The organism is Vibrio agarilyticus, assembly GCF_012641465.1.
In the GTDB taxonomy this organism is placed as follows: domain Bacteria; phylum Pseudomonadota; class Gammaproteobacteria; order Enterobacterales; family Vibrionaceae; genus Vibrio; species Vibrio agarilyticus.
In genome coordinates, this window is the sequence record NZ_JABAIK010000005.1 from 157,518 (window position 1) to 182,106 (window position 24,589).

Sequence of the window (24,589 nt, forward strand, 5' to 3'; positions counted from 1 at the left end):
AAAAATCGAAATGAAGAAATCTTCTTTCTTAGACTTTTGAGCTGATGAGAATCAGCAGGAGAAAACTATGAGCCCTGAAATCCTCGCAATGGCAAAAGAAGCACTCGATATGTTTGCCTTCCTTGCCGCAGAACTGATTGTTCTGTTTCTTGCGATCAGCTATATCGTTGGTGTGTTGCAAGATTTTCTAACACCAGAAAAAATTCAATCCATTTTGAGTTCCAAGAAAGGCAAAGGTTATATCATTGCCGCCCTACTTGGTTCAATAACGCCGTTTTGTTCATGCTCGACCATTCCGTTCCTCAAAGGTTTGTTGCGTGCTCGAGCTGGATTTGGTCCTATGATGGTGTTTTTATTTGCCAGCCCACTACTTAACCCTGTCATCATCGGCCTATTTGTCGTGACGTTTGGGTGGCAAGTGGCGCTATTCTACTTCACTATCGCACTTGGCGTGTCAGTGATTGCAGGTTACACGTTAGAGAAATTAGGTTTTGAGCGCTACGTTAAACCGGAAGCGTACGAAGCCGCTGGTACGCCAACGTCATGCTGTGATTCAAGCAAAAAGCCTGAGGTAAAAGCGCAAGCATCTAGTTGTGGTACAAGTGCGTGTGGCGATGCAGCACCTGCACCAAAGGCGAGTGCATGTTGCTCTGACGCGGCGCCAACGCCGGTTGTTGCGAAAACCTCATGCTGTGGTGATACACCGAAAGTTGAAGTCGCAACATCGTGCTGCTCAAGTGATGGCGCAACTGCGGTAGCAGCAACTGCTAAAGCACCAAACCGTTGGTTACGTATCTGGCATTCAACTTGGAAAGATTTTAAACAAGTGTTCCCGTACTTAATCATGGGTATTGCGGTTGGTTCGTTCATTTACGGCTTTATTCCAACCGATTTAATTGCTAAATACGCTGGCGCTGGCATGTGGTATGCAATTCCTGTTGCAGCTGTTATCGGTATTCCATTGTACATTCGTGCCGAAGCTGTGATTCCATTGAGTGCGGCATTGGTTCAGAAAGGAATGGCGCTTGGTTCAGTTATGGCGCTGATTATCGGCAGTGCCGGTGCGAGTTTAACCGAAGTGATTTTGCTAAAATCGATTTTCAAAAATCAGATGATTGCAGCCTTCTTATTCGTGATTCTAAGTATGGCTATGGGCGCAGGCTTCCTGTACACCTTTATCTTCGCGTAATGATTGAGTTTCATTGACGAAAGCCCCCTCAAGGCGAGCACCTTGAGGGGCTTTTTTTCACCTCTCGCATTGTTTTCACTTCTCACATTGATACGCCTTTACCCACGCTGGCACGTCTCTTTTGGTCCATTTGGCGAAACGAAGTTTGTCACCCAGATAAAAGTTCCGGTACGCTTGGACTGGATCGCCTTCTACCTTGAACTCTTCTGGCATTGCCTGAGGAAACGGCGTGAGCCCTCGGCGCTCAAATGCGATCGATTGAATTTCATCTAATACAGCAATCGACTTATGATCTTTGTCTTTATCGTAGCGATAGCGATATTCACGATTGAGTTCACGAGTCAAACCAACTAGCCATTCAAAATTGTCGTATGACTCTTCAACCCAAAGTACGCATGGGTGCTTAAGATGCATCGATTTATACGGTGTGGTGAATCCTTTTTTATTCAGCGCAGTACAAAGCAGTTGAACACTCTCTAAGATCATTTTCACCGCATGTTGATCGCAATGATATTGAGCGCACCGTTCTATATTTTCATCTAACACAAAAATGTTCATCGTTCTTGCCCCCCACTCTTGCTTAGCGTCAAGTCTGCCTGAAACTAGCGCCTGATAACGGTTCGGTAGACCAGCAATGCAGTTATCACTAACAGCAGTGGATAACGCGCACTTTCTAAAGCAAAACCGAGATACCCCGCGTATCCAACCGAATAACTCAGTAAGGTTAAAAGGCTAAATACAGCTGCATTCAACAGCGCAATAGCCCACAAATGACGCGTTGTAAAATGGGTTGTTCCGGTTTCAAGCTCTTCGGTAAAATCAGTCAATCCAACATAACAGCGTAAAAATGGGGCTGTCACAGTTAACACGAATAATACGCCGCCCCACACAATGAAATTAGGTGATAACCAGAAATAATTGGCTACGAAAGTGGCAAGCATAAGTACAAACCAAACTTCCCAACTTGCTAACACAGTGGCGAAAGGCGTTTCTGATGCCCGCTCCAATTTATGAATATGCCACGCAACCAGCGCACCCAAAGCGATTCCAGCGAATCCATCAATTAAGAAAAAGTTACCAGCAACAACCGATGCTGTGAAATAGCCTAATATGATGAATACCATGCCGAGCACATTGATATTAAGCCATGACCATGACTTTATCTGAGCCAGCATAATAGCGAGCGCAGTCATTACCGCCATAATCACAGATGGCATTTGGTACCCTTGACTCGGCACATGCGGAGTGATGCCAAAATACGTCCATGGCGGCGCTGCTGTGAAACCAAATTGAGCGACTAATCCTATTAGCGATGCTATGGTGCATGCATAAATCAGTTTTAATGTGTGGGAAGCGCCAAACTTGCTCAGCGCGCTGGGAATCAACAACACCAGCCACAAAGGTAAGCTTATGATAGCCGCCACGTAGGCGGCTATCATGCGTATATCGCTATGGTAAACATCAAAGCGCCATTGGCTCAGTTCAGTTTGATGAAGCTTAGACGCTTTTGACACCGTATTTTCCATATAGAAAACCGTGGCGGTGGGCAATGGCGTAAACCACGCAACAATTTGAGACCATTTGTCAGGATAACGATACTCGTCGGCCTTCACCTTTTGTGGGTTGATGATTAAAGCGTCTTGTGTTTCTCTGCCAAAATGCTCAGCGGTGTTGACTGGTAAACTATGACCACCAAAGCGATTGATGTTTTGATAGGCGTATGCGGGACTAACGGGCGTGCAATAGTAATATGCCGCTTTGCCATCATGGGCAATGAGGTATTGCGCTGTTACAGCAAGCCCTGCTTCCTCCCACGTTTCTCGCTCCGCGGTCCAAGCAGGATCTTCGCTTGAAATGATTGTGCCCCCCGGCAAAGATAAGCGCTTGGTCAGCAACTCATCAATCAATACAATTTGATTGTCGAGCTTAATCAGACAAACCGCTCCCTTAACTGATGCGGGCAATGGGGGTTCTTTTATTTCCTCGACGGGTCTGGATAACGAAATGGGCTCACCAAAGGATGACGTGGCACTTAGCATCAATACAAGCATCACGCTTAAGGCACTGAACCTGTATAACGCATATAGACGTTGAATATTTTTGTGTTTAAGCCTCATTTCGCGATTTTTCACATCATTTTCCATTGGACCTGATTAACCCAGTATCGCCAAACAGTTTGACACTCTAGACAGATGAACGAGGAACAAAGCCTCTATACCCAAGTAACCTCAAGATGCATGGTTCAGCGAGAATGACTTGGTTTGTCAGTGAGGCGAGGATTTGAAGATTGAGTGGCTCTCAATCGAAAATCGTCAACAAAGCTGATGAGCCAAGACAGCTCGCCCTTTGGGAGCCAATCACTGAACCGATAGCGGCGTTAAACAACTTGAAAATAGACTCGCTATTTCGCTGCGTTGTTTGCCTTGCTCTCAGCTCAGTGAGCCGGCTCTGAATCCAGCATCTTGAGGTCACTTGGGTATAAATATAGATAAACTATATGATTACGTTTATGAGAACCCGTCAGAAATGCTGCAACTTCAAATGGGCGGGTACAAACCAGAAGCTAAAATAACCAGCCATGCATTAAACGCCCCGGCGTCAGAGCCAACGCGCCAGCCAATATCACCCCTCCTAGATATACTCCAACCATGTTGAACTTGTGCGCTCGAATATGGCCATGACGAGCACACCACAATGCTATCAATATCGAATAAATTGTGAATACACTGAGTAAATGAATATAGCCGAAATGATCGAACAATGTTGGCCCGACTTTAGCGCTCATAAAAAGGCTCACTATCGACGTAAATAGAAGCAGCGCCATATAAACTCTGCCTAACATTTTATGAGCTTGTGTTCCCTTAGGGTTAATGAGCAGATAAATCCCGATAAAAAAAGCAGGAAGTACAGTGAAAAGATGAACATAAGCGAGAGCTATGTAATTCATTATTTATCTCCATCATACTTGAAACTGAAGATGCGTTAGTTTCACTCATTCGCTTCAATCAGCGGGTCATCAATATTGATGAGGTCCTAATAGATTGTAGAGTTCTTGCAACTTCAAGTGCGACGGGCATTGCCGTTAATCAACCGGTTTACGCAGCCAATGAATGTGATGGCCAAACCCCTGTTGCTGATAAAATTGCTGCGCTGTTTGATTGAATGCCCATACTTCGACAAAAATCTGTTTGACCCCATAACCAATAAATCGCGACTCGATTTTGTGAAACAGTGCTTGTGCCACGCCTTTTTGACGAAATCGGGGCTCAACATAGAGTTCATCCACACTCCCCATTAAGACTGCTTTACTCACTGTAGACACTAATTCACAAAAATGGCCGGTAATGAAACCAATTATATGATCCCCCTCTCTTGCGACAAAAACGAGACACTCAGGATCGTCAAGGTAGCGAGCAATACTCTTTTCTTGCTCAATCTCTTGCGCCGTTTTAAATTGGTCCGGAGCTTGAAGGTGATGCTCTTCATGTAAGTCAAACATCAGTTGGTTTAATGTCTCTAAATCGCTGTACTGCGCTGCTTGAATGATCATGAAAGCTTCCTTTAATGCCCAATACTGATACGCTGGCAACCACATTTGTCTGCCAGCGTCTTAGGTAAAACCGTCACATCATATCAATGAAAATAAGCGTTCAACAATCACATAAAAAGAAAGGCCAGCAGCATGAGTTCGGGAGGAAACCCACGCAGCGGCCAAATTCATAAGACAATGACAGGGTCTGTTGACCTTTCGTACTGATTTAACACGTCTCTTTTGGGGATGTTGTTCTGTCGAGCACCCTTTCAATTTCATTGATGCTAGTGGGATCATCAATTGTCGAAGGCACGCTATAACGCTCTCCATCAGCAATTTGACGAATCGTTCGACGTAAAATTTTACCAGAGCGCGTTTTCGGCAATCTATCGACCACCATCGCCTGTTTAAAGCAGGCCACGGCACCAATTTCGTCGCGTACTTTATGAATTAACTCTCCAGCCAATAAACGCTCATCCATCTTAACCCCATCTTTCAGTACGACGAATCCGATAGGCAACTGTCCCTTGAGCTCATCGTGGACACCAATAACAGCGCACTCTGCCACCGCCGGATGCGCACCAACAATTTCTTCCATCTCACCGGTTGATAAACGATGCCCCGCTACATTAATCACATCATCAATGCGTCCCATAATGAAAAGGTACCCCTCTTCATCGAGATAGCCACCATCACCTGACACATAATAACCGGGGAATTGACTCAGATATCCCGACTCAAATCGGTCATGGTTACGCCAAATCGTTGGTAAGCAGCCCGGTGGTAATGGCCTCTTTAACGCAACATATCCCTGTTGATTTATTGCAGCCGATTCACCAAGTTCGTTTAAAATCGCCACATCAAAACCCGGAATCGGTTTGGTCGCTGAGCCCGCTTTGATTGGTAATCTTTCAATTCCGGTGGGATTGCCAGCAATAGCCCACCCTGTTTCGGTTTGCCACCAATGGTCAATTACGGGCTTTGCTGTCTTTTCTTCAACCCAATGCAGAGTCGGAGGATCAAGTCGCTCTCCTGCCATAAAAATCGCCTGAAGTGAGCTCAAATCGTATTCGGCAAGCGCACGTCCTTCAGGGTCTTCTTTCTTGATCGCTCGAAATGCAGTTGGCGCAGAAAACAACACATTAACGCGGTGTTCTTGGCATACTCGCCAAAAGGCACCGGGATCAGGAGTGCGAACCGGCTTACCTTCAAACAGCACTGTGGTGCAGCCATGAATGAGTGGTGCATAAATGATGTAGGAATGGCCGACCACCCAGCCAACGTCTGATGCGGCCCAAAAAACGCCGTTTTGAGGCACGTTGTAGACAGCTGTCATCGAGTATTTTAATGCAACCGCATGACCGCCATTATCTCGCACCACCCCTTTAGGTTTACCTGTGGTGCCTGAGGTATAGAGTATATAAAGAGGGTCTGTTGCCAACACTGGGACGCAATCATGCGGCGCAGCATTCTGAAAAGCCGTTTGCCAATCCACATCACGCGCCCCATCAAGCTCCGCTTCACACTGCGGCCGCTGCAATACGATCACGTTATTCGGCTTCCAGCGACTCTCCATAATGGCTTTATCGACCAAAGGCTTGTATGGCAAAACTTTGGTCACTTCAATACCGCAGGAGGCGGTTATCACCACTTTAGGTTCGGCATCTTCAATACGAACAGCGAGCTCACTCGGCGCAAAACCACCAAACACGACCGAATGAATGGCGCCAAGGCGCGCGCATGCGAGCATCGCCATTGCTGCTTCGGGGATCATCGGCATATAGATAACAACTCTATCCCCTTTTTGAACGCCAAGTTCTGCCAACATGCCCGCGACTTTTGCCACTTGGTCGCGCAATTTTAAATAGCTGTAACGCTGCTTAACGCCGGTGACAGGAGAGTCGTAAATCAGTGCGATGGCGTCGCCTCGACCTTGTTCAATATGATAGTCCAGAGCCAGCCACGAAGTATTCATTACGCCATCGGGAAACCAGCGCTCTATTTCATTCGCATCGTTGGCTAAAATGGTCACGGGTGATTTATACCAATCTAGCGCCTGGGCTTGTTGTCGCCAAAACAGTTCCGGTTGGGTTTGTGCGTGTTGGTATTCGTTTTGATAATCAGACATTGGCTTTCTCCCTTTCGACATGCATGCTTGAGCGTGGTACATAAACTGAGCCGGACATCAAAACTCTTGCGCTTCGACGCATACTGGCTTTTTCTACCCACCACAAGCCCTCTTTCACGCAGCTTTTCGCCCCCACTTTTAACGTACCTGAAGGATGACCAAAGGTGATGGTCTCTCGCTCACTACCGCCTGCAACCAAATTGACCAAAGTACCAGGAATGCTTGCTGCCACCGCAATCGCAACGGCGGCAGTGCCCATCATGGCGTGGTGTAACTGGCCCATTGAGACGGCGCGTACTAAGATATCGACCTCATCCTTATCTACCGTTTTACCACTTGATGTTTGATAGATTTGTGGCGGCGAAACAAAGGCCACTTTGGGTGTATGAAGCCGCTGACCTCCTTCATCCAATGCCTCAATTAGGCCCATTTTAAGCGCGCCATAACGACGAATTTGCTCTAACCTTGCCAGTGCATTTGCATCATGATTAATGTCGCTTTGTCCCTCGACACCATGAAACCCGACTTCGGCGGCATCGACAAACACGGTGGGAATGCCAGCGTTGATCAGTGTGGCGCAAATCGTCCCCATCTCGGGGATCTCAAGCGCATCGATCAAATTACCGGTCGGAAACACCTCGCCGGGTTTTCCAGCTGGCGCGATAAAATCAACCGCAAGCTCGGCAGCAGGAAATGCGACACCATCGAGCATAAAATCACCGGTCTCATCAACTTCGCCTTGTTTCATGGGCACTTCAACCACGAGAGTTTGTTCAATATTGGCTTGCCAAATACGCACTGCCACAACACCATTTTCAACCAAACGACTTGAGTCAATCAGACCACTGTGAATCGCAAAAGGGCCCACTGCCGCGGTCAGGTTGCCGCAATTACCGCTCCAATCAACATGAGGAGAACCAATAGAGACTTGACCAAAGAGGTAGTCGACATCGTGGTCAGGTCGAGTACTCTTAGCCACAATCACGACTTTACTGGTACTGGATGTTCCGCCCCCCATACCATCAATCTGCTTGCCATATGGATCCGGGCTTCCAATGACGCGTTGAAAAAATTCATCTCGCGCCGCGCCACTTCGCTGAGCTTCGATCGGCAAATCCGTTTGTTTAAAAAACACCCCTTTACTGGTGCCGCCTCGCATATAGGTAGCCGCGACTTTGACTCGACCATGATTTAGATTACTCATTGGCGCACCTCGGCTTCACAATTGACCTCATCACTAAGTTTACTTGTGGTACTGAGCACCTCACCAAGGGCCGATGCGCGATTCGTGTTACTCTCTTTTTCGGCATGCCCTACCAAAAAATCGTGCGCAAATCGCTGCAGTACACCTCCAGCTTGATATACCGCTAATTCATCTTCTGTATCGAGACGGCATCGAACCAAAAATGATTCGGTGTCGCCGTTCGCGCGAGTAACATGAAGCGCGAGTGTTGCATTGGGATAAATGTCGCCCGAAACATCGAATGTTTCACTGCCATCAAGTGCCAAAGTATGGCGGTTAACACCATTAATAAACTGCAGCGGCAATACCCCCATACCAACAAGATTTGTTCGGTGAATACGCTCAAACCCTTCGGCGACAATCACTTCAACCCCAGCAAGCCTTACCCCTTTTGCGGCCCAATCTCGTGACGATCCTTGCCCGTAATCAGCACCGGCAATAATGATGAGCGGTTGACGCCGAGCCATATAGGTTTCAATCGCCTCCCACATACGCACAACATTGCCATCCGGTTGCAAGCGCGTTAATGACCCCTGGTGAATTTGTCCATTGGTACGCACCATTTCATTACACAATTTGGGGTTGGCTAAGGTTGCCCGCTGCGCAGTAAGATGGTCGCCACGATGGGTCGCATAAGAGTTAAAATCGACCGGATCTAAGCCCATTTTCGCTAAATATTCACCCGCAGAACTGTCTGGCAAAATCGCATTTGAAGGCGAGAGATGATCGGTGGTGATATTGTCGCCAAGTATTGCCAGCGGCCTCATATTTGAGAGCGTCCGTTTGCCCGCTAACGCGCCTTCCCAGTACGGTGGACGACGAATATAGGTGCTGCTATCGCGCCAAGAGTACAAAGGGTTTACCTTCGCTTGCGCTGAAACATCATTAAACATTTCAACGTAGATTTGCTGAAATTGCTGCGGCTTAACCGCACGGCCAACCACGGCGTCAATCTCATCATCGCTCGGCCATATATCACGCAAATAAATCGGTTTACCATCGCAATTCATGCCGAACGCCTCGTTTTCAATATCAAATCGCATTGTCCCTGCGATGGCATACGCAACCACCAAAGGTGGCGAGGCCAAAAAGGCTTGTTTGGCGTGAGGATGAATTCGACCATCGAAATTTCGATTCCCAGAAAGAACCGCCGTAGTGTACAAATCACGTTCGATGATCTCGCGCTCGATCTCCTTCGCGAGAGCGCCACTCATGCCATTGCACGTGGTGCATGCATAACCGACAATACCAAAACCTAGTGCCTCAAGTTCGCTAAGTAGCCCCGCTTCTTGCAAATACAGCTTCGCCACTTTAGAGCCTGGAGCAAACGACGTTTTCACCCAAGGCTTTCGCGTTAAGCCAAGTTGGTTGGCTTTTTGAGCCAATAACCCTGCGGCAACAAGGTTACGCGGATTGCTGGTGTTTGTGCATGACGTAATTGCTGCAATGATCACCGCCGCATCGGGCATAAGCCCAGCCTCGGCTTGCCAAGGCGCCGCAATACCGCGCTGATTCAATTCTCGCGTTGGCAAACGGCGATGTGGATTGGATGGCCCTGCTAGGTTTCGTTCCACGTTCGATAAGTCAAACTCCAGCACCCGCGGATAATGCGCGTTTTTCAGCATATCGGCCCAAAGACCCACGGTTTTTGCGTAGGTTTCAACGAGTGCAACTTGCTGCGGTTCGCGTCCTGTGAGTTTTAGATAATCAATTGTTTGTTCATCGATATAAAACATGGCCGCACTGGCACCATATTCAGGCGTCATATTGGAAATTGTCGCGCGATCACCAATCGACAATGCGCGTACGCCTTCGCCAAAAAACTCTAAAAAAGCCGAAACCACTTTTTGCTCGCGCAAAAATTCGGTCAGTGCAAGTACAATATCCGTTGCGGTGATCCCTTCTTGTCGTTGGCCAACAAGCCTGACACCAATGATATTTGGCATGCGCATCATTGATGGCCGCCCGAGCATCACGGTTTCAGCCTCAAGTCCTCCTACACCTAGAGCAATCACACCAAGCGCATCAACATGAGGAGTGTGGCTGTCGGTTCCGACGCAGGTATCCGGAAAGGCAACGCCACGTTCGCACTGAATCACAGGTGACATTTTTTCTAGGTTGATTTGGTGCATAATGCCGTTCCCTGCGGGAATTACATTGACGTTTTCAAAGGCGGTTTTGCACCATTCAATAAAATCGAAGCGATCGTGGTTACGACGCTCTTCAATGGCACGATTTCGCTCGAAGGCATCATGCTCAAAACCTGCGTGCTCGACTGCTAGTGAGTGGTCGACAATCAGCTGTGTTGGCACCACAGGGTTTACTTGCGCCGGATCGCCACCTTGACGCGCGATAGCATCTCGCAGGCCCGCCAAATCAACCAAAGCGGTTTGACCTAAAATGTCGTGGCACACCACGCGCGCCGGATACCACGGAAAATCCTCTTCTTGCTCATGATTGATGATTTGCTTTAAGCCTCGCTCACGCACCTCTGGCGCGCAGCGGCGCACCAACTGTTCTGCAAAGATTCGCGCGCTGTACGGCAGTGTTTGATAACTCCCTTGTTTAATCGCATTTACCGCAGATTCTACATCCACATAATCTAACCCTGTGCCGGGCAAGGGTTTTCGATACTCTGAATTGATTCGCTCCATCATACTCACCTCAACGCGTTTTATTGGCGCAGATCAATCGATTGCCATGCTCGGTATTCCGGACCGGTATACTCTGCACTGGGGCGAATAATTCGATTATTTTCACGCTGTTCAAATACGTGCGCAGCCCAGCCAGTCAAACGACTCATGACAAAAATTGGCGTAAACAAAGACGTCGGGATAGACATAAAGTGATAGGCAGATGCGTGGAAGAAATCGGCGTTACAAAATAGGTCTTTTTCACGTTTCATCACCGACTCAACGCGCTCTGAAACGGCGTAAAGATGCGTGTCATTGACTGAATCGGCTAATGTGCTCGCCCAGCGCTTTATCAACGCATTTCGTGGGTCGCTTGTACGATAAATAGCATGACCAAATCCCATGATTTTTTCTTTATTTTCTAGCATGGTCAGGATATTCGCCTCAGCCTCATCTGGTGTTTGCCATTGCGATATCATCGCCATCGCCGCTTCGTTGGCACCGCCGTGCAAAGGGCCTCGCAGAGTACCAATCGCCGCTGTGATACAAGAGTGCAAATCAGATAGCGTCGATGCGCACACTCGCGCGGCAAATGTGGAAGCGTTAAATTCATGTTCGGCGTATAAAATCAACGAGCAGTGCATAACTTGTTTATGCAAATCTGACGGCGTCTCGTCGGTGAGCATTTTAAGGAAGTAGCCACCAATAGAGTCTTCACTGGTGTCATAAGTATCAATACGTATCCCGTGATGACTAAAACGGTACCAGTAGCAGATGATGGCGGGAAACAGCGCCAACATACGTTCCGTCGCCGCGAGTTGCTGGCTAAAATCTTGCTCTTGCTCCAAGTTGCCTAACATTGAGCAGCCCGTTCTCATCACGTCCATGGGATGTGCATCGGCTGGGATCTGCTCTAGTACCTGTTTCAGAGACTCAGGCAAACCGCGTAGGCCTACTAATTGGGTTTTATAGTGATCTAACTCTGTTTGAGTTGGCAGATGCCCGCGCAAAAGTAGATAAGCGACCTCTTCAAATTGAGCATGGTTGGCTAAGTCTGTGATGTCATAGCCGCGATATGTTAATCCGGTACCTGATTTTCCGACCGTGCAAAGTGCGGTAGTGCCTGCGCTTTGCCCACGCAGTCCGGCGCCAGAAAGGGTTTTTGTGACCATATTGAGCTCCTTTTGGCCTAAGTGACTTCTTAGCGAGTCTTTACCCTTGTTATTAGGGCGTATGTCTTAAGCCATTCACGTTACGTTGTAATGGGGTTTCTTGGGCTGATTGATTCGTAAATATTTGGTAGAGACCGACCAGACTATTTAGATGTGTTGCGTCCCGATATTTTGCTGCTCAAACAACTGATCGAGCTTGGTTTCGTATTGGTGATAATTGAGATAATCGTAAAGCTCCTGCCGCGTTTGCATTTGACTCAGCAGCGCTTCTTGGTTACCTACATTGAGCAGGTGGCGGTAGACATTTTCTGCAGCTTTGTTCATGGCGCGAAACGCACTGAGGGGATACAGCACCATATCAACATTGACGCTCGCTAAATCGTCTGTGGAGTAAAGTGGCGTTTGACCAAATTCGGTAATGTTGGCAAGAATTGGCACGTGGCGGCCTGTGGCCTCCTTGAGCGCTGTAGAAAATTGTTGATACTGTTCGAGCTGATTCATTGCCTCAGGAAAAATCATGTCGGCGCCGGCTTCAACACATGCGACCGCGCGTTCAATCGCCCTATCCATGCCCTCGACAGCCAGTGCATCAGTGCGCGCCATCACAACAAAGCTCTCATCCGTTCGAGCATCGACCGCCGCTTTGATTCGGTCGGCCATTTCACTTTTAGTAACAATGGCTTTATTGGGTCGATGGCCGCAGCGTTTTTGCGTGACTTGATCTTCAATATGCACCGCGGCAGCTTGTGCTTTTTCCATCGCTTTAATCGTGCGAGCAATGTTGAACGCACCACCAAACCCAGTATCAATATCAACCAGCAAAGGCAAATTACTCACGTCTGTGATCCTTGATACATCGGTTAATACGTCGTTTAACGTCGTAATACCAAGGTCAGGCAAGCCGTACGATGCGTTAGCGATGCCACCACCCGAAAGATAAATGGCCTGATGACCAAGGCGCTCCGCCATCATGGCGCAATAGGGATTGATAGTGCCGACAATTTGTAACGGGGAATGGGTGGCGACAGCATGACGAAATTTGCTGCCCGGCGTTAAGCGATTAACGTCAGTCATAATGGTTTCCTTACTCTTTTATCAGATGTTGTTCAATGAGTGCGCGGCTGCTTGCGATGTGACTGCGCATTGTCTGTTCTGCGAGCGCTTCATCGCGCTGGCGAATGGCGTGAAAAATGAATCGATGCTCTTGCAAAGCAAGCTCAGGGCGAGATGCAAGGCGTGGGACTTGATAACGATACATGCGCAATTGGTGATAGAGTTCATCACACAACAGCGAGACTAATTTTTGATTGCGGCTGGCCAGAATGACGCGGTAATGAAAGTCAAAATCACCGTATTGATGAAAATAGGACGCACCGTCAACGTCTTCAATATGGGTTGAATGCGTGTTCAAAAGCGCATCCATCGCCAAAATCTCCTCTTCGGTGATGTAGCGGGCTGCCAATTTTGCTGCCATACCCTCAAGCGCTTCACGTATCTGATAAAGCTCCAATAATTTGGCACTAGAAAGCGAAATCACTCGCGCGCCAACGTGGGGAACCCTTTCAATCAAGCCCAATCCTTCAACGCGCATGATCGCTTCACGTAGCGGCCCTCGGCTCACTTGATATCGGCGCGATAAATCGGGTTCGGAAATTTTTTCTCCTGCGGCCATTTCACCGGTAACGATGGCCTCAATTAACTCTTCAGTGACGCTTCCCGACTTGGTGCTTTCTCTATTTTGCGTGCTTGAAACTGCTCGATTCATCTATCCCAAGTTCCTTTTCTTTATCCTTCCTACTTGAAGTCGCAGCGTTGTTGACTGGCCCTCACAAAATTCGCTGTTCGCCCACCTGCCTCGTCAGTGCGTTGAGATAATTCACTTAAAAAAAGCACGGTAATATTGTCGACAATCTGAGCTGGCGATGTAAGTTTAGGCAACGAAAATGCAACAATTCAACGGTATTGTTGACAATTCCGACTAAGGTATAAGAAAGCTAGGGTTTAGTGAGCGTAACTTTGTGATGCAGGACATAAGTCTGATGTAACTGCAAATAAGCAAAATTAAATTTCGAGAAACGTAGCATACAAAGAAAAATGTGGCTTTCGATCACACAACATCCCCTGCCGATACTACGATGACGCCCTTATTTATAAGCAGCGTCATTTTTTACAAAAATTCCACAAAATAAAACGTACGTTGACCCTAAGTAAGGATACTCGTTACCCTAAACGCAGATGATTTTAGTGCGAGATAAGCTAATGAAACTTTTAGCCGATAAAACAGGCGAGCAATTTTTAACAATTCTGGCCCAAGATGGTGACAACGTCACAGTGCAGTTCATTTCAAACGAGGGTGAAAGCAAAGGCAAACCATTTGAAGATTCACTACGTGGCCTATTGCTCACTGGTTGGACGCCAAGAACGACATCAACTGCGATTGGCCTCGCACGATTTAAGCAGGGCTATCTTGAAGACGCTCATGTCAGTTTTGCTTTGCATCGACTCTACCCGCTTGGGCGTATGGTCAAACTCCCGTCCGGAGACGTGGTTCGCATTGCTTCATATGCAAATACTAACTCTGATGGCTATTACATGTATGTCGAAAAAGAGGGATCCGATGAGTTAATGCGGCTCAAGATGACACCTGAGTGGGAATTGCTGCCAACGGACAAGCTGCTTGCGCTACCCTATTACCCTGCCCCCAAGACTCAAAAAGAACTCGATACCATCTCTCAGTTTGATGCGTGGGCAGGCGGTTTTTAAGCTCCGACAACGAAAACGCCCAAACCACACGTTGCTGTTTGGGCGTTTAAATGACGCGGAATAAACCAACAAGTTATTGCGTGATCTCTGATTTATTTTCATCCAAGTATTTGGTGACATCGACATCGTCAATCTGCGCTTGTGGCAAAAACATACGAGCATACTCTAAATAAGTACCACTAGATAAAAACAGTTTAAACAGTGCCATATCAACGTGCTCATCAAGCGCCATTTGATACAAAATATCAACCGCGACACTCAGTGGTTTTGCTTTTTTATACGGCCTGTCTGCGGCTGTGAGCGCCTCAAAAATATCAGCGATCACCAAAATGCGCTCTGGCGTTGATAAATCATCAGCGGTGAGTTTTCTTGGGTATCCTGTGCCTTTAAGGGTTTCGTGGTGCGTTGAGGCATAACGTGGTACACGTTGCAGCTCCTTTGGAAACGGCAGCGCATCAAGCATCTTAATCCCGCTTATCATATGCTCGTTGATCTTATATCTATCTTCTGTGGTAAGGGTTCCGCGGCTGATAGAAAGGTTGTAAATTTCACCCAAATTATAGGCAAACTCAGGAACATCCATTTTAATCCCCAAAGCTGGGTCAAACTCGACCTCGCGATCGCGCTCAATAATGTGTTCATCGCGGTCTGCAAGCAGCGTTTCCGTCGCGGGCAGTTTGGCTTGCCCTTTGGCAGCGTTTAGGTCGGCCATCTTACTTTCTTCAAGTGGCGACAACCCGAGAGTGTTGTCAAAATGGCGCACCCAAGTTTGCTGACCAATTTGCTCAATTCGCGCTACGTTTTCTGGCGCCATAAACTCACCACCAACATTCGCTCGAGCGACAAACTCAAACTCGTCTTGTAGTATTTCTTGCCGAGCTTGTTTTTTAGCTAAAGCGCGAAATGCATGATTAGGATCGTTTTGACACTCGCGTAAATAGTCAATTTCAGCATCTCGCCATAGCACTTCAAAACGGGTGCGGATTTCGTGAATCCGATTATAGTTGGCTTCGAGCTTGGTTCCTTTATCCACTATGTGCTCTGGGGTGGTAATTTTACCGCAATCGTGTAGCCACGCAGCAATTCTAAACTCTCGACGCTCATCATCATTGGCAAATTTAAAATGAGCAAAGGGCCCGTCATTACTGGCTTCGGCAGCAGAAGCCAACATCATTCCAAGCTCAGGTACACGGTTGCAGTGTCCCGCCGTATAAGGGGATTTGTCATCGATCGCTTGTGCAATGAGGCGAATGAATGCCTCAATAAAATCTTCCTGATCTTTTTCGTGCTGGCGAATTTCACGACTCATTTTCACAATCGCGTTAGACAACATCGCGACTTCTGAAATTCGCGTATTGACGTGTTGCACTTTATCAAGCTGACGACGCTTAATTTTTTTTGTCTCTTTTATCAATGCCAAAATCGGATTGACGATTGGGGAGGCAAATAACCACGCAATTGGCAAAATAAGAATCATCGCGAACACGGAAATAAAGATCGATTGCCATAACTTCACCATCACCTGTCCCATAACTTGGTGTTCTGGAACAATCACCGCAAAATAATCGTCACGCTGGCCAAGTTGAGTTACATACACATAACTTGGCACCCCATCGATAACTCGTAAGTGCATGGTATTGTGCAATTTAGAATTCGACGCCATACCGAGGACACTTTTATAAGGCAAAAATTGGTCATAACGGTGTTGTTGACTTAACCACTTCTGCTGTAACTGTGCCTTCTGATCTGGCGTAAAACTCGCTAGTGCACGATTCATTATTCCCATGAGCTGTTGCTGCTTAGGCTGCATATAAAAATGCAGAGTCATTGGGTCTAAATCACTCAGTTCAGTAACCCGATATTGATTATTGAGTAAGTTTGATTGCAACTGAACTAAGGTTGGGTAAGAGTTAAGAATGACATCGACGTCACCGAGGCTAAGTGCTTCATAGGCACTTTTCAAATTGTCAAACAGTAGCACATTGGGGTTTATGCTCTCTTCGTATAAATATTGATAAAGCCATTGCTCAAAGCCCTGCTCCGCCACTACCGCAACGCGTTGATTATCTAATGCCGTAATCGTCTCTATCGGTGCTCTATCTGCAAGTGTTGCTGTTGCAAAACGGGTTGAATACATCGCTTCACTTCGAATGCCTAAATGGTGCATAAAATGCGGCGCAGACTGTAGTACATCAAGCTGACCTTCGTTGTATTTATCTATGTGCTCTCCCCAGCTAAAACCATTAATAAATTCGATATCTATTCCTGTTGAACTGGCGACCATTTTCAACACATCAACCGCATAACCTTCTGGTTCGCCTGCGTTACTGTAGTCATAAGGTGCCCAATCATTTTGGTTGGAAATTCTTAATGGCGGTAACGCATCAATGTATTGACGTTCATCTTGGCTTAAGGTCAGAGGCTCAACAGCAGGAATAGCGTTATTCTGAGTTCGAGCAACGTTGGACGCAATAATTTCACCGCTACGGCTAAACACATAAGAATGAACATCATCTGCATGCGCGAGCCCCATGGCCTCGGGTGTAATTTTAGAATTCACCGCAGAAAGGACAATATCAACGCCGATAACCGCGTAGCGTCCTCGAACTGAAAAGGTTTGCCCCGTGATTTTTAGATGGTGAAAGAGGTAGGGTTCCGTTTTAGTGACAACATCTGTCACTGCCGCTCGATACCAAGGCCGTGCCGTCGGATAATATTGACTGGCAGCTTCTAACTGTTTCGTTAAGGTAAAATCTGAGCGGTAATAAGAGGTCTGTTTTACCCTCTGCCCTTCATCGCCTGTGATCTTTACAATCACCCAGCGATCGTCCTTGCCAGCATCAATCCGCTCACGCACCACGGGTGAGGACGCTAAATTGATCACTTGGTAAAAATCCTCATTGGGCATACCAAAATAGAGGCTATAAAACATGTCATTCGTTTTCAGAACGCGGGTCAAGATCTCTCGAACTTCTTGTTCCGAGAATCGCGCGCTTGCTAACGAGAGCGCTTGTAGCATCGTGGCACTGCTACTGGCATTAACGTCTATTTCTTGAACATATTCACTGATGCTACTAGAAGCCTGTGTAAGCGTATTGAGCACTTGATCTCGTGCCATTTGTCTTCCAAAGTAATATTGAAGACTCACTGCCAACATTGCGGTGATCGCTGTAGCGATAACGAACATCGCTACCACGGTTACACGAATTGAATATTTCTTTGGCTGCAACGCGTTCTTATCCATGAACCCTGCCCTCCAGGCAATGACGTTGGTATGCGCAACTTTGACTCAAAAATATAAACTCAGCAAATTGGTTTTGGAACAACAAGTGAGATCAATGAGGTGAGATGCTTTTTATTGTGGTTTGAGTCTATCGACCCTAATTTGAAGCTTAAAATTAGGGTGCTCGTTCTTATAAACTCAAATAAAAAAGTGCGCGATTAAGCGACTTCCGTCAAGTTTTCGTGTTCATTTATCTATGGTTGTCCACACTTTCAAGGTGGTTAAGATACGACAAAGAAGCAAACACCTACTTTGAACACAACCTATTAAACCCAACCTTATAGATACCAAAAACCAATAAAAACCCAACAACACAATCATGAGATGAAATAGTTTGTTAACGATCACCTTTTTAGACATATTCCGCTTTTAAATGGATTAAATTGTGATTAGATCTTGCTCATACCTGCACAAGATATATCAGAATCATCCCAAATTCGTCAGCGCTGAAAAGGAATGTCTCTCTAATGAAACAAAAGTCTCACGTACTCACTTTCGCCATATTCATATCAGCCTCCTCACCTCTGTATGCACAAACCTGTGGCACGATCACCATCGCTGATATGAACTGGAACTCGGCCAGCTTAATGGCTCACATCGACCAATTCATTCTCAACAATGGCTTTGGTTGTGACGCTGAACTTATTCCAGGAGACAGCGTGCCAACAGGGACGTCCATGATTGAAAAAGGCGAGCCAGATGTTGCTCCAGAACTTTGGACAAATGGCATAAAAGCGGCACTTGATCAAGGCATTGCTGAAAAGCGACTGCGAATAGCTGGTAGTTCTTTGAGCGATGGCGGTGAAGAGGGATTCTGGGTTCCAGATTACTTAGTCGCGGAGTATCCTGAACTTAGAACCATAGAGGGTATCAAACAACGTGCCGAGCTATTTTCTCATCCCGAAGATGACGAAAAATTCGCTTTTTATGCCTGCCCTGCTGGCTGGACCTGTCAAATTACTGCAAGTCACCTATTTGACGCTTTAGAACTTGCGCAAGAGGGATTTGAAATGATTGATCCGGGCTCAGGGGCTGCATTGGCAGGCAGTATTGCCAAAGCATATGATCGCCAACAACCGTGGTTTGGCTATTATTGGTCACCAACACCTGTGTTGGGCAAATTTAATATGGTCAAGGTCGATTTTGGTAGTGGCACTGATGTAGAAGAGTTTCGCAATTGCACCACACAACTCGATTGCGACACGCCTAAGGTGACAATGTATCCCGCAGCCCCTGTTCATACCATTACGACAGAGAATTTCGCTCAGAGTAACCCAATTGCATTTGACTACTTTGGTAAACGAAGTTTTAGTAATCAACAAATGAGTGAACTTTTAGCGTGGATGGAAGAAAACCAAGCCGATGCAGAGGAAGCTATGTATTACTTTTTTGAGCAATACCCTGAACTATGGCGAAGTTGGATACCCAAAAGAGCAGCAATCAAAGTGACCAACGCACTCTAATCGTGATTATCAAATCGTGTGATGTTTCGATGGCTTAAACATCACTAATAAGCCAACATAGATACTATGAAAAGGTTCGAGAGTACAACAAAAATTGACAGTCTATATTTAGCTCTTGAACCTCTCCACTGGCTAGTGAAACAAAGAAAGCTTACTTTTGGTTTGGCCAACAGCACCTAATACATCGTATTGCCGTTTACTGACTCTTCAGGAATTTGCTGAATGGAATCCCAATGTTCAACGATTCGACCGTGGTCATCGAAACGAAAGAAATCCATCGTGACGTATTCATCCCCACCGGGCCAAACTTGGTGAGTATGCAGCGCAACCAAATCGTCTTCAGCAATTGCGCGCAAAAACGTAATCGACTTGTCAGGATACTCGCGTTCCATTCGCTCAAAGTATTCCACAAACGCCTCAATGCCATCGCCAACAAGAGGATTGTGTTGCTTGTAGTCAAGCCCAAGAAATTGTTCCGCTCCCTGCCGTGGTTTACCAGCAAACGCTAAGCTATAAAGTCCGATTGCACTCTGTTTGTTACGTTGTAATTCTGATTGATTCATGACCACCTCGTACAACAATCAATGACGCAGGGTTAGCGACGAAAACCACCTTGGCGCTGGGCTGCTGATACCGCAGAACGACGGACTCGTTCCAGTGTTTCCATCATTCGTGCCGCATGCTCTGCTGGGCTGACACTCTCCTCTTGCTCTGGTGCCTCACCAGCTTTATTGCCTTTGACTAATAGTGACACGTCACCTGTGTTATCCAACGAGTTCAGGTGATTAAAATAGTAATCGGTCATGGTCTGCTCCTCAAACATTAAATCAGTTAGAATCCCCATCACAACACGCACGCATTAGCGTGCTACCGTGGCGATGGGCACTAACTTTAAATTAGTCAATTGGAGAGCCGGCACTGCAAATGCAGCGCCTTATTTATGAGACTCGCACTAAGATGCGAAAATGACAGTCAAAAGGCACGAAGAAAAGCGCAAAGATAGCTAAATTCGTTTGCGTGGCTTAACGCAGCCGAGCCAATACAACGTCTTGGTCAAGATGTTCATGATATTGGCTATAATCTAGGCCAGCATCAAAAAGATAGTGTGTCACCAATGTCTTCGCACACTCGACTAGCTGGTCTGCTTGCCAAGGCTTTTCAAAATAGCGGTCGATACCTGCTGAATTAATCGCATTGATCGTATCGGCATGGGTTGCCTGTCCTGTCAGTAATACTTTTCGCGTGTGAACAAAGCGTGCGTCTTTTGAAATTTCAGTAAGCAGCTCGACACCTGTTTTTCCTGGCATCACATGATCAGAAATGATCAGAGCAATCATTTGACCTTCTGCGTCTAACTCATCCATCAATTCAAGTGCTTCACTGGCAGATTCACACTCTTCAATGTTGAGCCAAGTTTCAAGTGGCGCCAAATCTTGAAAAACAGCGCTAAGGACCTCTCGTTGATCATCTACGCAAATGACGTAAAGCTTATCCATGTTCTACCTCTACTGGCAATTTGATCCTAAAAATGGTGTTATCACTATCGCTTTTTACTGCAATGGAACCGCCGTAACCGGAAACAATGCGTTTAACAATCGAAAGCCCAAGCCCCAATCCAAACGAAAGCCCCCCTTTTTTGGTGGTAAAGTTTGGCTGAAAAATTTTACGACGAGTTGTCTCGTCGATCTCTGGGCCGTTATTGGCAATGGTGACTAAAATGCGGCTTTTACTATAACGAGTATGAATATCGATACTGGCAGGCTCAGTCATCGCTAATGCATCACAAGCGTTCTTCAAAATATTGACCCATACCTGCACCATCTCCGTTTGTGAGCCGACAAACAAAGGGAGTTCAGCTTGATCAAAGTTAACTGTAACGCGTCGAAGGTCACTCTGAAGTAGCGCGAGCGCACGATTAATTGAGTCATTCACGCTCATGCTCTCTTCAACATCAATATCCGTCCGACCAAGCTGTTTGACCGACTTAACAATACCGACAGTATGTTTTGAGGCGAGGCGTAAATCGTGCAAATCACGCCCTATTTCCCAATATTGTAGTGCTTCTTCGGGCCGCTTTAGCCAATGTTCATTTAACGTATCACTCGGCACCGCGCGCGCCAATTTTCGCGCCAAATCACGTGGCAATTGATAGCGACGTTCAAAATGCCGTCCTCGCTGGCGCGCTTCACTGGAAGAAACTTTTTGCCCATCAATAAGCCCATAATCAAAAAATTGACTCGCTTCAGGGTGTATCTCTTCAAGCAATGCCATAAAGGCCGACTCTAACCGTTCCGATTTACTGCTTACAACACCAATCGCATTATTGAGCTCATGTGCGATGCCCGCAGCAAGCTGTCCTAACGTGGTCATCTGCTCTGCGGTGTGTAATTTTTGCAATACTTTTTCTTTCGCTATCGCTTCTTGGGTCGCGCGACGCTGGCGACGTGACAATTCATTTACCATGACTGGCATAAATTGCGCTGTAAGTGGTCCAAAACTCGACGTATCAATGGCAGGTGTTTGTCTATCTATCCAAGCAAGTTCGACATCTGTTTGTGCGATCACCGTTGACGACGCCGTCCACGTACCCGAGAAAAAACTGTGCACACCAATAAATGCACCTTCATTGGCGGTAAAAACTTGAATGGCAGGTTCATTTTCTTGCGCATAAAAGCCAGCAAGTTCTCCCGAAAGAACATAATACAAGCGTTCGTTGTAGCCCGATTGCTCAATCACGACCGCCCCTGCCGATAACGACATTCGGCGCTCGCGATGGTTAAAGTAGCACGCAAGTAACCGATCAAGCTCACCATCATTGATTGTTTGAATCATTCAGTGTTCTCGCGTCTTAACCCACAAGGTTCAATAGCCAAACGAGAACAAAACTCGCGGCCACACCGACTAACCCAATAATCACCCCCACACGAGCCATTTGGTTACTTTGAACATGACCCGTTGCGTGAGCGAGCGCATTCGGTGGTGTACTAATTGGCAATGACATACCCAACGAAGCTGCAAAGGTCACCACGAGAATCAAGGTCAATTCACCGCCAAGTGGTGCCAGCGATGCCATTGAAGAGCCTAGTGCCGCCATAATGGGCATAAGTAAGTTAGCCGTTGCTGTGTGTGACATAAAGTTTGCCATTAAAAGACAAAGCATGGCAGCACCAGCAAGCACCACATAAGGTGAAAACGCATCAAATGGAATACTATGGACAACCAACTTAGCTAAGCCCGTCTTATCCAACGCCAAACCGAGTGCGATACCCCCGGATACCAACCACAGAACATCCCAAGAAATTTTCTTAAGATCTTCTTTGTTGATGATTCCGGTGATAGAAAAAATCGCAACAGGAATTAAGGCAACGGTGTAAGAGTTCATACCGTGAGATGAGCCCATTAACCAGAGCAAGATGGTAATCCCGAAGGTAATGTACACTATCATCGCTTTTGGCGTTTTAAGGAACTTACTGTTGATTTGCAGTTCAATTTTTCTCGTTTCTGCGCGATAAAGACGATTAATCACGAACCATGAGAACGCCATCATTACCACAACAAACGGTACGCCAAACGCCATCCACTCACCAAAGGTGATTAAGTTGTCTCCAACCAAATATTTCAATGCGATCGCATTAGGTGGCGTCCCAATCGGCGTTCCAATTCCACCGATATTGGCAGCAACAGGAATACACAAAGCAAACGCGATTCGGCCAGGATCCTTAGGCCCAAATACTGCAATGACTGGCGTTAAGATCGACAACATCATCGCAGTCGTCGCAGTATTCGACATAAACATAGAAAAAATGCCGGTTATCATCATTAAACCGAGCATGACATAAGCTGGATCTTGGCCAAATGGCTTTAATAACACCCGGGCCAGGTTAACATCGAGACGATACTTGGTCGCCGCCATCGCTAAAAAGAAGCCACCAAGAAATAGCATGATAATTGGGCTCGCAAATGTTGCCATTATCTCGTTGTACTTAAGCAAGGTACCAAAGTGAGCTTCGCCCTGCTCTAAACGAAATAAAAATATGCCTTTATCAGACAGCATCAATAATTCGAGAACAATAATAACGACTGAGGTTGCATAAATAGGGATAGGCTCAAAGACCCAGCACAGTGCGGCCAGAAGAAAAATAGCGATCACCCGCTGCTGCATTATGGTGATCCCTTCAAAAGGAAAAGCCGACAACGGCATTAACAATACAATTAACGGGATCACAATCGGAAGAAAGTATTTTAGGTAAGCGCGCATAATCAGTTGTCTCTGTTTGAGATGGCAGTCCGTTTTCATCATCATAGGTTCGCTGCGTCTACTCAGTTATGCTGGGCCATGTACTTTTCTAACAGACATCGAATGCGCACTCTTTCAAAGAGTGAAACATAAGTTGTCATAGATACCCTATCGACTCGAAAGACTTTAGGTAGTACAAATTACCATCTTAAACTGGGTGTTTAGTTAAATTCGACTTCACGCCTCAACGCGCCTTGAGATGGTTCTAATGCTATTGTTATTTGTCCGAAAACGGCATTAATTCCAACTTAAAAGCAACGTCAAATCGTTATTCGAGAGTTTAAACTCGCAACGAGGTGAGTGAAAATCATGCCATTTTCACTCTCTCGCTGCTTAGCGTTAGATCAATGAAAAGCGTGTTATTTGAAAACAACTGATTGAAAACGAAGTGATTCTATCTGTTTTACACTTGAGGTCACTTGGGTATATAGCGTATCTGTCGCGGCAAGTTGGTGACACATCAACGCAATATTAAGGCAGTTTGCATCACGTTGACACATGCCGCGACGGCACTAACCATTAGTGCTGAGTATGATCGCCAATATGCGTAAACTCGGTTTGCTCGTAAATATCGGCAAGTTTTCTTGGTTTGTTTTTCGCCTTGCGGCGACGAATGTTAGGCTGTACGACATTATCTTGCTTGGCAATTGCTTTTTCATGCGCTTTTGCTGCCTTAACAAAATTTGGATCCGCCATGGCTTGCTCTCTTAGGCGGTTCACTCGTTCAAGTGTTTCCCATAACATAAGACACCTCCTCATAACTGTACATAACCACAGTATACCTAAACCTCTACAAGGTCAAGAAAGTACTGTTTTTTCATACAGAATATCATGATGAGTATGGCCTCCATGCGACGATCTAGAGAGTGAATCCATATCACATTAA

General features: G+C 46.4%; 19 protein-coding genes and 1 pseudogene. 3 read left to right on the forward strand and 17 right to left on the reverse strand.

Features of this window, described 5'->3' with window-relative positions; translation table 11 throughout:
* Positions 1-67 precede the first annotated feature (67 nt).
* Complete coding sequence (locus tag HGP28_RS06765; protein ID WP_168835692.1) at positions 68-1,189, forward strand: permease; 1,122 nt, start codon at positions 68-70, stop codon at positions 1,187-1,189.
* A 75-nt stretch (positions 1,190-1,264) separates the two neighbouring features.
* Here HGP28_RS06765 and HGP28_RS06770 read toward each other — a convergent pair whose 3' ends face one another.
* From HGP28_RS06770 to HGP28_RS06815, 10 genes and pseudogenes are all read right to left on the reverse strand, one after another.
* Entirely contained in the window at positions 1,265-1,747 is a 483-nt protein-coding gene (locus HGP28_RS06770; protein ID WP_168835693.1) for a pyrimidine dimer DNA glycosylase/endonuclease V, read from the reverse strand.
* A 44-nt stretch (positions 1,748-1,791) separates the two neighbouring features.
* Positions 1,792-3,153, reverse strand: a complete 1,362-nt coding sequence (locus tag HGP28_RS06775; RefSeq protein ID WP_168835694.1) for an NUDIX hydrolase — start codon at positions 3,151-3,153, stop codon at positions 1,792-1,794.
* A 599-nt stretch (positions 3,154-3,752) separates the two neighbouring features.
* On the reverse strand, positions 3,753-4,136 hold the full coding sequence (locus HGP28_RS06780; protein WP_168835695.1) for a DUF2306 domain-containing protein: 384 nt from the start codon (positions 4,134-4,136) through the stop codon (positions 3,753-3,755).
* Between the two features lie 135 nt (positions 4,137-4,271).
* Positions 4,272-4,739 carry a GNAT family N-acetyltransferase gene (locus tag HGP28_RS06785; RefSeq protein WP_168835696.1) on the reverse strand — a complete coding sequence of 156 codons (468 nt, stop codon included), beginning with the start codon at positions 4,737-4,739 and terminating at the stop codon, positions 4,272-4,274.
* Positions 4,740-4,947: 208 nt separating this feature from the next.
* On the reverse strand, positions 4,948-6,849 hold the full coding sequence (locus HGP28_RS06790) for a propionyl-CoA synthetase (protein WP_246225611.1): 1,902 nt from the start codon (positions 6,847-6,849) through the stop codon (positions 4,948-4,950).
* Positions 6,842-8,053 carry a 2-methylaconitate cis-trans isomerase PrpF gene (gene prpF / locus HGP28_RS06795; RefSeq protein ID WP_168835697.1) on the reverse strand — a complete coding sequence of 404 codons (1,212 nt, stop codon included), beginning with the start codon at positions 8,051-8,053 and terminating at the stop codon, positions 6,842-6,844. The genes HGP28_RS06790 and prpF overlap by 8 nt, the downstream gene beginning before the upstream one ends.
* A gap of 107 nt (positions 8,054-8,160) precedes the next feature.
* Positions 8,161-10,737: pseudogene (gene acnD / locus HGP28_RS06800) on the reverse strand (Fe/S-dependent 2-methylisocitrate dehydratase AcnD); the annotation flags it as partial.
* 29 nt (positions 10,738-10,766) lie between these two features.
* Entirely contained in the window at positions 10,767-11,897 is a 1,131-nt protein-coding gene (prpC, locus tag HGP28_RS06805) for a bifunctional 2-methylcitrate synthase/citrate synthase (protein WP_168835699.1), read from the reverse strand.
* Positions 11,898-12,044: 147 nt separating this feature from the next.
* Positions 12,045-12,971, reverse strand: a complete 927-nt coding sequence (gene prpB, locus HGP28_RS06810) for a methylisocitrate lyase (protein ID WP_168835700.1) — start codon at positions 12,969-12,971, stop codon at positions 12,045-12,047.
* Positions 12,972-12,981: 10 nt separating this feature from the next.
* Positions 12,982-13,662 carry a GntR family transcriptional regulator gene (locus tag HGP28_RS06815; protein WP_168835701.1) on the reverse strand — a complete coding sequence of 227 codons (681 nt, stop codon included), beginning with the start codon at positions 13,660-13,662 and terminating at the stop codon, positions 12,982-12,984.
* Between the two features lie 494 nt (positions 13,663-14,156).
* Here HGP28_RS06815 and HGP28_RS06820 point away from each other — a divergent pair, with 494 nt between their 5' ends.
* Positions 14,157-14,660: a hypothetical protein gene (locus tag HGP28_RS06820; protein ID WP_168835702.1), complete on the forward strand. Its 504-nt coding sequence runs from the start codon at positions 14,157-14,159 to the stop codon at positions 14,658-14,660.
* 73 nt (positions 14,661-14,733) lie between these two features.
* Here the strand turns inward: HGP28_RS06820 and HGP28_RS06825 are convergent, their stop codons facing one another.
* Positions 14,734-17,904, reverse strand: coding sequence for an HD domain-containing phosphohydrolase (locus HGP28_RS06825; protein WP_168835703.1), 3,171 nt, complete (start codon positions 17,902-17,904; stop codon positions 14,734-14,736).
* A 506-nt stretch (positions 17,905-18,410) separates the two neighbouring features.
* Between HGP28_RS06825 and HGP28_RS06830 the strand changes: the two genes are divergently transcribed.
* Positions 18,411-19,406, forward strand: coding sequence for an ABC transporter substrate-binding protein (locus tag HGP28_RS06830; protein ID WP_168835704.1), 996 nt, complete (start codon positions 18,411-18,413; stop codon positions 19,404-19,406).
* A gap of 176 nt (positions 19,407-19,582) precedes the next feature.
* Here HGP28_RS06830 and HGP28_RS06835 read toward each other — a convergent pair whose 3' ends face one another.
* The 6 genes from HGP28_RS06835 to HGP28_RS06860 form a co-directional block, all read right to left on the reverse strand.
* Positions 19,583-19,969 carry a nuclear transport factor 2 family protein gene (locus HGP28_RS06835; protein WP_168835705.1) on the reverse strand — a complete coding sequence of 129 codons (387 nt, stop codon included), beginning with the start codon at positions 19,967-19,969 and terminating at the stop codon, positions 19,583-19,585.
* Positions 19,970-20,001: 32 nt separating this feature from the next.
* Complete coding sequence (locus tag HGP28_RS06840; RefSeq protein ID WP_168835706.1) at positions 20,002-20,211, reverse strand: hypothetical protein; 210 nt, start codon at positions 20,209-20,211, stop codon at positions 20,002-20,004.
* A gap of 217 nt (positions 20,212-20,428) precedes the next feature.
* Entirely contained in the window at positions 20,429-20,902 is a 474-nt protein-coding gene (locus HGP28_RS06845; protein ID WP_168835707.1) for a response regulator, read from the reverse strand.
* Positions 20,895-22,238, reverse strand: a complete 1,344-nt coding sequence (locus HGP28_RS06850) for a sensor histidine kinase (protein ID WP_211091911.1) — start codon at positions 22,236-22,238, stop codon at positions 20,895-20,897. Before HGP28_RS06850 ends, HGP28_RS06845 begins: the two co-directional genes overlap by 8 nt.
* A gap of 16 nt (positions 22,239-22,254) precedes the next feature.
* A complete protein-coding gene (locus tag HGP28_RS06855) occupies positions 22,255-23,664 on the reverse strand; it encodes an SLC13 family permease (protein WP_168835784.1) in 1,410 nt (469 codons plus the stop codon).
* Positions 23,665-24,222: 558 nt separating this feature from the next.
* A complete protein-coding gene (locus HGP28_RS06860) occupies positions 24,223-24,447 on the reverse strand; it encodes a hypothetical protein (RefSeq protein WP_168835708.1) in 225 nt (74 codons plus the stop codon).
* Positions 24,448-24,589: the final 142 nt, after the last annotated feature.